The sequence below is a fragment of the Flavobacterium sp. MK4S-17 genome (assembly GCF_009848495.1).
Classification (GTDB): domain Bacteria; phylum Bacteroidota; class Bacteroidia; order Flavobacteriales; family Flavobacteriaceae; genus Flavobacterium.
Genome location: NZ_WWEP01000012.1, coordinates 115,249 through 126,797 on the forward strand (window position 1 = coordinate 115,249; position 11,549 = coordinate 126,797).

Annotated in this window: 9 protein-coding genes; 5 read left to right on the top strand and 4 right to left on the bottom strand. The window is 39.7% G+C overall.

From position 1 onward, the window contains the following. Entirely contained in the window at positions 1 to 1,611 is a 1,611-nt protein-coding gene (locus GSF09_RS05970; protein ID WP_159800029.1) for a M1 family metallopeptidase, read from the top strand. Here GSF09_RS05970 and GSF09_RS05975 read toward each other — a convergent pair. Together GSF09_RS05975 and GSF09_RS05980 are read right to left on the bottom strand one after the other, a co-directional pair. Then, positions 1,608 to 2,654: an AMP-binding protein gene (locus GSF09_RS05975; RefSeq protein WP_159800030.1), complete on the bottom strand. Its 1,047-nt coding sequence runs from the start codon at positions 2,652 to 2,654 to the stop codon at positions 1,608 to 1,610. The two genes, GSF09_RS05970 and GSF09_RS05975, sit on opposite strands and share 4 nt — an antisense overlap. Next, positions 2,647 to 3,576 carry a CPBP family intramembrane glutamic endopeptidase gene (locus GSF09_RS05980; protein ID WP_159800031.1) on the bottom strand — a complete coding sequence of 310 codons (930 nt, stop codon included), beginning with the start codon at positions 3,574 to 3,576 and terminating at the stop codon, positions 2,647 to 2,649. Before GSF09_RS05980 ends, GSF09_RS05975 begins: the two co-directional genes overlap by 8 nt. A gap of 85 nt (positions 3,577 to 3,661) precedes the next feature. On the opposite strand from GSF09_RS05980, the gene arsC reads away from it, so the two are divergent. Next, complete coding sequence (gene arsC, locus GSF09_RS05985) at positions 3,662 to 4,003, top strand: arsenate reductase (glutaredoxin) (RefSeq protein WP_159800032.1); 342 nt, start codon at positions 3,662 to 3,664, stop codon at positions 4,001 to 4,003. Between the two features lie 102 nt (positions 4,004 to 4,105). Beyond that, positions 4,106 to 6,613, top strand: coding sequence for a TonB-dependent receptor domain-containing protein (locus GSF09_RS05990; RefSeq protein ID WP_159800033.1), 2,508 nt, complete (start codon positions 4,106 to 4,108; stop codon positions 6,611 to 6,613). Between the two features lie 25 nt (positions 6,614 to 6,638). Here GSF09_RS05990 and GSF09_RS05995 read toward each other — a convergent pair whose 3' ends face one another. Continuing rightward, positions 6,639 to 7,016, bottom strand: coding sequence for a hypothetical protein (locus tag GSF09_RS05995; RefSeq protein WP_159800034.1), 378 nt, complete (start codon positions 7,014 to 7,016; stop codon positions 6,639 to 6,641). Positions 7,017 to 7,118: 102 nt separating this feature from the next. Beyond that, on the bottom strand, positions 7,119 to 8,393 hold the full coding sequence (locus tag GSF09_RS06000; RefSeq protein ID WP_159800035.1) for a Glu/Leu/Phe/Val dehydrogenase: 1,275 nt from the start codon (positions 8,391 to 8,393) through the stop codon (positions 7,119 to 7,121). Positions 8,394 to 8,706: 313 nt separating this feature from the next. Here GSF09_RS06000 and GSF09_RS06005 point away from each other — a divergent pair, with 313 nt between their 5' ends. Then, positions 8,707 to 10,116, top strand: a complete 1,410-nt coding sequence (locus tag GSF09_RS06005) for a rhodanese-like domain-containing protein (protein ID WP_159800036.1) — start codon at positions 8,707 to 8,709, stop codon at positions 10,114 to 10,116. A 71-nt stretch (positions 10,117 to 10,187) separates the two neighbouring features. Further along, on the top strand, positions 10,188 to 11,339 hold the full coding sequence (locus GSF09_RS06010; RefSeq protein ID WP_159800037.1) for a TlpA disulfide reductase family protein: 1,152 nt from the start codon (positions 10,188 to 10,190) through the stop codon (positions 11,337 to 11,339). Positions 11,340 to 11,549: the final 210 nt, after the last annotated feature.

An 11,549-nucleotide genomic window follows, 5' to 3' on the forward strand; every position in this document is an offset into this window, starting at 1 on the left:
ATGAGCAAACACTTTTTTTATATATTATTTTTTATATCTCTTTGCGTCTATTCGCAAAACTTCAGTCGCCGTGACAGCCTGCAGGGCGGCTTGCGCGCTGAGCGCACCAGTTTTGATGTACAGCGGTATGACCTGAATATAACTATTAACCCGGATGAGAAATACATCAACGGTTATAATGATATTACTTTCAGGCTGACAGCCAATACAAAAAAGATACAGATAGACCTGTTTGAAAACATGCAGGTGGATAGTATTATCTTTAATAATAAAAAACTTCAGTATATAAGAGATAATGATGCTGTATTCATCACTTTCCCTAAAATGCTGAAAAAAGGAAAAGAAGAAAAAATACGGTTTTATTATTCAGGAAATCCTCTAACAGCAAAGAACCCTCCATGGGACGGTGGATTTATTTTCAGCAGGGATAGTAATGGTAAGCACTGGGTAGGCGTGGCTGTACAGGGCACAGGGGCAAGCCTTTGGTATCCGGTAAAAGACCACCAGACTGATGAGCCCGATAAAGGTGCAACTATAAAAGTGGCTGTCCCTAACGGATTGATGAATGTTTCCAACGGCAGGCTTACCGGCACTGAAAGCCTTGAAAATGGTTATACCCGCTGGGATTGGGAAGTAAAAAACCCGATAAACAATTATGACATAACTGTAAATATTGGGGATTATGCCCACATACATGACAGGCTTGGCAGCCTGGACCTGGATTATTATGTTTTAAAGGAGAATGAAGAAAAAGCCAAAACCCATTTTGAGAAAGATGTAAAGCCTATGCTGCAATGCTTCCAGGAAAAGTTTGGCGAATACCCGTTTATTAAAGACAGTTATAAGCTGGTGGAAACGCCTTATTTAGGTATGGAACACCAAAGCGCAATAGCCTATGGCAATAAATATAAAAAAGGTTACCTGGGCTATGATATGACTATGACGGGCATAGGCCACCAGTTTGATTATATTGTAGTACATGAAAGCGGGCACGAATGGTTTGGCAACAGCATTACCAGTAAAGACATTGCCGATATGTGGATACATGAAGGTTTTACCACTTATTCCGAAACTATTTTTGTAGAATGCAGGCTCGGGTATGAAAAAGCAATGAAATACATAAACGGGCAAAGGTTAAATGTGACTAATGACAAGCCTGTAATAGGCATTTTTGGCATGAATAAAACAGGCTCCGGCGATATGTATTATAAAGGGGCACTAATGCTTAATACTATACGGCACATTATTAATGACGACAGCAAATGGTGGGCAATGCTTTTAAAGTTTTCGGAAACATACAAAAAACAGATAATTGATACTGAAACCGTAGTGCAGTTTTTTAATACTGAAAGCGGCTTGAACCTTACACCTGTTTTTAACCAATACCTGCGTTACCGGAACATCCCGATATTAGAGCTAAAACAAAATGGCAATAGCACAGAATACAGATGGAAAACCGATGCAGAAGATTTTTTAATGCCGGTTGATATAACCCTTAATGGCAAAGAGATGAGGCTGAATGCCACTAACAAGTGGCAATCCATTACGGGAAATGTAAAGGATATCGAGGTAAAAAAAACAAAGTTTTATATAAAGACAGAAATACTTTAAGCAGATGCAATGCTTTTGTCCCTTACTATTTTGCCTGAAGCTGTTTCGGTAAATTTTTCAACAAATAATATTTCCTTTGGTTTTTCAAATTTGCCCAGTTTGGAAAATACACTTTTGGCAACATCATAGGCCTCGCCCTCAATTACCAGCACGAGCTTTTCGCCCAGTTCATCATCAGGTATTCCTTTTACAAAAAAGCGCCTTTCAATTTTACCTGAAAGCTTCTCCTCTATCTGCTCAGGGAAAAGCTTAACGCCACCGCTGTTAATTACATTGTCAAAACGCCCCAGCCAAATAAATTCTTTATCATTAAGCACTTTAACCACATCATTGGTAATAACAGGTGCATCATTAACGGCTGGTGCATTAATTACAAGGCAATGCCTTTCATCTTCTTTAACTGTAATGCCCGGTAAAACCGTAAAGGCCTCTTCCCCTGCCTTTTTTGCTGCAATATGTGTTATGGTTTCGGTCATGCCATAGGTTTCATAAACCTTTGTTGGCAGTAACTGCAATTGCCCTGCTAAGGCTTTATCTACCTTTGCGCCCCCAAGTATTACCTTTTTTACCTGATGCAGTTTATCTAATGAGTGTTTTGCCTGCATGGGCACCATGGCACAAAAATCATAAATTGTATCGTTCCTTTTAAGCGGTTCAGAAACCGGTTCGGTAAGGTCAAGCTCCCAGCCCAGTACAAAAGCCCGCACCAGCATCATTTTACCGGCTACAAACTGGGTTGGCAGGCAATGCAATGCCTTTGTTTCAGGGCCCAGGTCAAAAAAAGCACCCGTAGCCAGGGCAGAGTTTACCATAGCCTGCTTGTTTACCCTTATAGCCTTTGGGGTACCTGTAGTACCCGATGTGGTCATTTCAATATATTCCTTACTGTCAAACCAATAAAGCAAAAAATCACCTATAGCCTTTTCGTATGGTTCACCTTCTTTTATAAAACTATAGGCAATGCGGCTAAGGTCCTCTTCATTTAAATGAAAGCCGTTCAGCCTGAAACTGCTGTGCACAAAATGGTAATCGGGTTTAATCATGATTGGTCAGGTTGTTGCTTTCTGTATCATTTAAAACAATACGCCCGGTTAATTTTTCCTTCCAGCCGTGCCATTTGTATTTCTTACTAAAGATAAATAAAAGAATAGGGAAAACCACAAAAACAGGGAGTAAAATATCAAACCCTGCCGAAGGTTCTGATAAATCCTTTAAGACAGAAGGCGTTTGGAAAGCACTCCAGTCAGAAGTAATTAAAAGTGCCGTAATAAGGTTATTGGCAGCATGAAACCCCAAGGCAAGCTCAAGCCCCTCGTCCATTAAAGTTACTATACCTAAAAAGAAGCCGGTACCAATGTAATACACAAGCAGTATCATACCCAGTTTGCCTACTTCGGGGTTGGCTATATGCAAAACACCAAATAATACAGAGGTTACTATAAGCGGCACCAGCCTGCTGCGTGTTGCTATGCCTATGCCCTGCATTAAATACCCCCTGAAAAGGTATTCCTCAAAACTGGTTTGCAGGGGTACCATAATTACTGCTAAAACAGCAAGTATGGCAAATTGCCGGGGGTTAAAGTTAAGCTCATAGTTTTCGGGCTGCGTAATATAAGCTATTACAATCAGTGCCGCCGTTACAAAACCCCATAACCCAAATGCAAAGCCTATACGCCCCCAATCTATTTTTGGCCTTGCTGTTGTTAGGCTCCTAATGCTTTGCTTGTGGAAATACTTTACCCATGCAATTAAAACAAAAAAGAAAATAACCAGCGGGAGCAAGGTTTCAAAAAATACCCGGTTCTGCCCTTTGCGGGCCACTTCTTCTTTCAATATCTGCTCTACATCAAGGTCAAGCATTTTTACTGCCAGAAAGTTAAGCAGCATCAATATAAAAAATACGGCGGGTATAGGAATGTACTTTTCAATACCAAACTTTTTGCCATAGGCCTGTTCTATATACATACGGTATATTTTAAAATTTTGTTTGCACTAAGTTATATCAATTTTTAATTTATAATGGCTTTCTTTGTGAAAAGAAACGCTAATAATGATTAAAATATACCATAACCCCCGTTGCAGTAAATCAAGGGAAGGGCTGCATATGCTTGAGGATGAAGGACGCGAATTTGAAATTGTAAAATATCTTGAGGAACTACCTACCAAAGCTGAGCTTAAAGAGCTTATAAAAAAGCTTGGCATTAAACCTATCGAGCTTGTAAGGCAAAAAGAAACTGTTTGGAAAGAAAATTACAAAGGTAAAAACCTGAACGACAGCCAGATTATTGACGCTATGCTGCAACACCCCAACCTTATTGAAAGGCCAATAATAGTTAATGGCGAAAAAGCAGTAGTAGCGCGCCCTGCCGAAGCAATGCGAACCATTCTTTAACAGGAAAATTTTAACGTTTTTTTAATAACCTCTCCTTAAACCATGGAGAGGTTTTTGCGTCAAAACCCCAATAAAATAGAATTTATTTAAAATAACCACTACATGAAAAAATTTCAGGCGGCAGCCTCAATGCTTTTTTTATTTATTTCGTTCTTATCATTTGCGCAGGGTGGCCCCGGCAATAAAGTAAAAATTACAGGAAAGGTAATAGACCAGGATACAAAACAACCGCTTGAATTTGCTACAGTAACTATACAGACCACTGATAACAATACTGTTAACGGAGGACTTACCGATGTTAACGGCCAGTACAACCTTGAGGTTGCGCCGGGAACATACAACATAAAATTTGATTTTATATCATTCAAAACAGTTACAATTCCATCAAAGGAGATAAACAGCGATACTAACCTTGGCGTTACACCCATGGCGCCGGACGCTACCCTTTTGCAGGAGGTTGAAATTGTGGCAGAACGCTCTACAGTTGAAATAAAGCTGGATAAAAAAGTATATAATGTAGGCCAGGATATGATTGTGAAAGGCGGTACGGTAAGCGATGTCCTTGACAATGTACCTTCTGTTTCAGTAGATGTTGAAGGCAATGTAAGCCTTCGCGGTAATGAAAGCGTTACCATACTTATTGACGGCAGGCCATCGAGCCTGGCGGGTGCAAATGTGGCAGATATATTGCGCATGCTGCCGGCAGATTCGGTTGATAAAGTTGAGGTTATTACCAACCCCTCTGCCCGTTATGATGCCGAAGGCGGTGGAGGTATCATAAATATTGTACTGAAAAAAGGTAAAGCACAGGGCTTTAACGGCTCTGTTACTGCTACAACAGGAGACCCTGCAAATCACGGCCTTATGGCAAACCTTAACTACAGGAGCGAAAACTTTAATCTTTTTTCCAACCTTGCCTATAATTACAGGAAAAGCCCCGGCAACTCCAAAACTGATTCTGAATATTATGATGAAGATGGTAATACTACGAGCTTTGTTAATGAGCGCAGGGAAAACACGAGGGAGAGAAAAGGTTTTAACGGTACTTTTGGTTTCGAGTGGTTCCTTGATGAAACCACAACCTGGACAAACTCTATGAGCGTGAGGAAAAGCTCCGGCGATAACCCTACTGACACCTATTACTATAATTACAGGCCGGATGGCTCGTTTGACTACACCCGTTACCGTTTTAACGGCGAGGATGAAGAGGATGAAAACTTTCAGTTTTCCACCAACTTTATCAAAAAATTTAATGAAGACGGCCACGAGTTGCGCATTGATGGCTCGTTTGCAAAAAATACTGATGATGAAAATGCCCGTATTAATGATATTATCATAGGCAGCTTAGACCCTGAGAATGATAACAGTTATGAAAGGACATTTAACAAAGAAAACGAAAACCGCAGCCTTGTCCAGGCCGATTATGTTTTGCCGTTTGGCGAAGGAAGCCAGTTTGAAGCCGGATACCGGGGCAGTTTTACCGACCTTACAACCGACTCCGGGGCAGAAGAACTTACAGGCGGCGTATGGAATGTAAATTCCAATTTTACCAATTTACTGGAGTATAAAGAAAAAGTAAATGCTTTTTACACGCAGTACGGCTCTAAATTAGGTAAGTTCTCCTACCTGCTTGGTTTACGCTGGGAAGACTCGAATATTGATGTAAACCTGCTTAACAAAGGAGAATTCAATAATAAAAAATACAATAACTTTTTTCCAAGCGCATTCCTTGCTTACGAGTTTTCGGAAACAAGCAATGCCAGCATTAGCTACAGCAGGCGTATTAACAGGCCGCGCGGTAGATGGATAAACCCTTTCTCCTCGCTGGCGAGTAACATCAATATATTTACTGGTAACCCTGACCTGAACCCGGCAATGACCAACTCATTTGATATAGGCTACCTTAAAAGATGGACAACCCTTACCTTTAATACATCGGCATATTTAAATATAACAGACGACTCATACCAGTTTGTAAGGCGTGAATCGGGCGAGTTTGTAACACAGGAAGTAAATGGGGTTGAAACAAGCATACCCGTAATACTTACCACCCCTATTAACCTTGCCAAAGAATACCGTTTCGGATTTGAATTTACCCTTAATTATAACCCATACAGGTGGTGGCGCATTAATGGTAACTTCAATTTCTTCAGGAACCAGACAGATGGTGATTATACCTATACAAATTACCTGGGTGAAGTAGTTACACAAAATTTTGATAATACCGCTTATAGCTGGTTTACACGTGTAAACTCTAAAATTAACCTCCCATGGAAAATTGACTGGCAGGTTAACGGTATGTATATGGCTCCCCAAAATAATGCACAGGGGCGCACTAAAGATTTTATAAGTGCCAATACAGCCATAAGCAAAGATATCCTTAAAGATAAAGCCACCATTACTTTAAATGTGAGCGATATATTTAATTCAAGGAAACGAAGGATGTACACCAATCTGCCACAGGTAGATTCTTATAGCGAAATGCAATGGCGCGTAAGGCAGGTAACACTTTCCTTTACATACCGCTTTAATATGAAAAAGAATGACAGGCAGCGCGAGCAGCGAGGCCAGCAGGATAACGGCGGAGATGATGAGTATATGGGAGGATAAAAAATAGAGGGGCTTTAAAGCCCCTTTATTTTTTTACCACTTTATCATACAAACCGGTAGTATTTAAATGTACATTGCTGTAATCAAGGTTTGGGCCCGGTGGCGGCATATTCTTTATTACAGGCCTGTTATAATAGTTACTTTCATTAAAAATTTCATTGTAACCATCATAAAAATCACCAAAGTTTACCTTGTGCACATTAGGTGCGAAAGAATAGAAAGCCTTATTTTCCGGCGACCTGAATAAAACCTCATCACCGGAAATAATATTGTAATTGCCAAAGCTTTGCTTTACGGCTACAGTCAAATCCTTAGGAAAAGGCACTTTGTCGTTTACGTCTTGCTGCGCAAAAGCCAATGTGCTTCCTAACATTGAAATTAAAGAACAAAACAACTTTTTCATACCAAAACTATTTTAATTGGCTGGAATAAATATAATAAAAAATAAAACAGCCTCAAATATGCAAAAGCATTTTTGAGGCTGTTACCATAAGCTGTTAATCTATTAAGGGAAAATACCCCTTTGTTTGTATGCCATTTCTATACGTGTAAGGGCTACTATATAGGCAGCAGTCCTCCAGTCGGTTTTGTACTGCACTGTAGTAGATATAACCTTATTAAACGCTTCTTCTATTTTTTTCCTAAGCTTTACAATTACGTCATCCATCGTCCATATTTCGCCATTACGGTTTTGAAGCCATTCAAAATAGCTGCCGATTACGCCTCCGGAGTTGCAAAGTATATCAGGTATTATCTCAATACCATTAGCAAGCAGTATAGCCTCTCCGTCAGTATCTGTAGGGCCATTGGCACCTTCAGCAATAACCTGGGCTTTAATGCTGGCCGCATTATCTTCAGTAATCTGGTTACCCAGCGCTGCCGGTATTATTATATCGCAGTCAATTCCGAAAAACTCGTCTGATTTGTAATCCTGCGTACCTTTATATCCTGTAATGGTTGCATTATCAGATTGGTAGCGCAGCAAAGCTTCAGGATCTATACCGTCAGGGTTATAAATTGTACCTGTAGCATCCTGAACGCCAACAAGTATTGCTCCGTTTTTATTCATAAAATGTGCTGCCCAGTAACCTACGTTACCAAAGCCCTGCACAATATATCTTTTGCCTTCAAGCGAAATGCCTTTTAGCTTAGCCCATGATTCCAGTGTTACCACAACACCAAAACCTGTAGCCCTGTCGCGTCCTTCAAGTCCGCCAGAACCTACCGGTTTGCCTGTTACCACGTGCTGGTTTTTAGAACGCTCTGCAGGAGATTTAGTACTCATGTAAGTATCCGCTATCCAGGCCATCATTTGGGCATTGGTATTAACATCCGGTGCCGGTATATCGTGTTCAGGCCCTATATTGTCGCCCAGGGCGAAAGTAAACCTTCTTGTAATCCTCTCCAACTCTGACTGTGAGTATTTTTTCGGGTCAAGCTGAATACCGCCTTTACCGCCACCATAAGGCAGTCCTGCCAATGATGTTTTCCAGGTCATCCATGTTGCCAGTGCCCTTGCTGCATCAATATCAACAGTTGGGTGGTAACGAAGCCCCCCCTTATAAGGGCCGAGCGCATTATTATGCTGCACCCTGTACCCGGTAAAAACTTCCACATTGCCATTATCCATTTTTACAGGGAAATGAACCACGATTTCGTTGTTTGTAATCGATAGGATTTTCTTTACGCTTTCATCCAGTCCCATTACAGCCGCAGCCTTCTCAAACTGGTTCTTAACGTTTTCATACATGCCCACTCTGGGCTTTATTGCTGTCGCCATATTTTATATAACTAACAATTATTTATAATAAAAGTTTCAGCTTTAAAAAAAGCATACAAATATATATCAAGTTTGTATTATAATGAACAGTATGATTAAGAATTTTATAAAAATTAATGATAAATTTTATGATTGTTTTAAATATCGCTTTTTAACACAAACTCAAAATAAAAATATCGTAAAAAACAAAAACATTGAATTTAAATTATCTTCATATTCAGTTATTTAGTTGCCCAGCTAAGCTATGCAAACCTTTTTTAACGTTATTACCTCTGCTTAATTTGGTATCTTTGCTTTTCATAAAATTATAATAATGAAAATTGAGCAGATATATACCGGCTGTATAGCACAGGCAGCCTATTATCTTGAAAGCAATGGCGAAGCAGCCATTTTTGACCCTTTAAGGGAAGTACAGCCGTATATTGACAGGGCCGCTAAAGACAAGGCCAGCATAAAATATATTTTTGAAACCCATTTTCATGCCGATTTTGTATCCGGGCATATTGACCTGGCTGCAAAAACAGGAGGTAAAATAGTATATGGGCCATCTGCAAAGCCTGGGTTTGAAGCCTACATAGCAACAGATGGTGAAGAATTTAAACTGGGAAACTATACCATAAAGGCTATTCACACACCGGGGCACACACTGGAAAGCACCTGTTACCTCCTGATAGATGAAAATGGCGCTTTACATGGCATAATTACGGGAGATACTTTATTTATAGGCGATGTCGGCAGGCCAGATTTAGCGCAATCCTTAACAGAGGAACTTACACAGGAAGTACTGGCTTCGCACCTTTATGATTCGCTTCGTAATAAAATTATGCCACTGCCTGATGATATTATAGTGTACCCCAGCCATGGCGCCGGCAGTGCCTGTGGTAAAAATATGAGCAAGGAAACCACCGATACATTAGGTAACCAGAAAAAAACAAACTATGCCCTGAGGGCAGATATGACCAAAGAAGAATTTACCAGAGAACTTCTTGACGGACTGGGTGCGCCGCCAGCCTATTTTCCACAAAATGTAATGCTTAATATAAAAGGCTATGAAAGCCTGGATACTATTATAAGCAAAGGCATGAGCGCTTTAAAGCCTGAAGCTTTTAAAGAAATGGCAAAAAGCAGCGGAGCCATAATACTTGATGTAAGGCACGAGAACGATTTTGTAAAGCAACACATTCCCGGTTCCATATTTATAGGCTTGAACGGAGGCTTTGCCCCATGGGTGGGCGCACTGATAAAAGATGTAAACCAGCCTTTGTTACTTGTAGTGCCTGAAGACAAAGAAACTGAAGCTATAACCCGGCTGGCAAGAGTAGGATTCGACAATACTCTGGGTTACCTTGAAGGTGGTATTGATACCTGGAAAAATGCAGGGTTTGACACAGACAGCGTACGCTCTATATCACCTGAAGAATTTGAAGAATCTTACAATAAAGACCAAAAACCTGTAGTAGATTCCAGAAAACCGGGGGAATTTAGTAGCGGGCATATTATTGATGCGCTTAATATACCGCTTGACTTTGTTAATGAACAGCTACAGGAAGTACCCACAGATAAAGACTTTTATATTCACTGTGCCGGCGGTTACCGTTCGGTAATCATGGCATCAATATTAAAAGCGCGGGGCTACCATAACATGATTAATGTTGAAAAAGGGTTTGGCGGGATAAAAAATACATCTGTTAAAACAACTTTAAACCAAACTGCAGCCATTTAAAAATTTTACTGTAGATAACATTACACATCAATTTTTAAATACTTTTGCAGCATATAAAACTGAAAAACAAAATGAAAAAAATTCTTTTATTTCTTACTGCCTCAGCGGTATTTGTTTCCTGTAAGCATCTTGCCGACAATGAATATGAAATTACAGGCAGCATAGACGAATCAATGAACGGAAAAGATATAGTACTTGAAAAACAGGGTGGCTATATGGGTTTTGTTCCTGTAGATACCGCCAAGGTTGAAAATGGCAAATTTGTATTTAAAGGTACTGCTGCCGAGCCATCAATCCATTTTATTTCTGTAGATGGTCAGCCAATGAATAAAGGTAACTTTATACTTGAGGAAGGCGAAATAAAGCTAACCGTAAAAGATAAGGATACTTTATTTAAAATGGAACAGTCAGGCACATACAATAATGATAAACTTCATGAATATTATGGATTGCTTGAAGGTATCAATAAAAAAATGATGGAGTATAAAAAGGTAAATACCGAGCAAATGAAAATTGCCCAGACTACCAATGATACAGTACTTATAAATAAGCTTCAAAAAGGCTATAAAGTTATAACTGATGAAGCTAAAAAGATAAATACCGACTTTATTAAGGAAAACCCAAAGGCATACATCAGCGTTTTAATGCTTAAGCAAATGGTAGCTACCAGCAGCCTGCCTGAAGAGGAGCTGAAAGAAATGTATGAAAAGCTTGATGCCGAGGTAAAGAAAACCAAGGAAGGCAAAGAAATTGCCGAACTGTTTGAAAACCAGAAGAAAGAAAAAGAAAACAAAGCCAATGTGGAAGTAGGTAAAGCAGCCCCGGGCTTTTCTGCACCTAATCCTGAAGGCAAAAATGTTTCGCTAAAGGATGCAATGGGTAAAGTAACCATTATAGATTTTTGGGCTTCATGGTGCAAACCGTGCAGGATGGAAAATCCTAATGTTGTAGCTTTATATAATGAATTTCATCCTAAAGGGCTTAATATAATTGGCGTTTCACTTGACAGGGAAGCAGATAAATGGAAAGAAGCCATTGCTGCCGATAAACTTGCATGGAGCCACGTATCTAACCTTAAATTTTGGGAAGACCCAATTGCAAAACAATATGGAGTACAGTCAATACCTGCAACTTTTATACTGGATGCAAGCGGTAAAATAGTAGCAAAGGATTTAAGGGGCGAAGAGCTTAGGGCTAAAGTACAGGAATTACTTGCTAAGTAATTTTTTAAATTGTATAATTTTAAAAGCGAACCATAACGGTTCGCTTTTTTATTTCTTTTACTTTCAACCCTTTATAAAATAGCCATAAAAATAGCTTGCAATATGTTTGTTTAGTTAAAAAACAACATTATATTTGCAACCGCTTTTGGGGAGATACTCAAGCGGCCAACGAGGGCAGACTGTAAATCTGTTGGGAAACCTTCGCAGGTT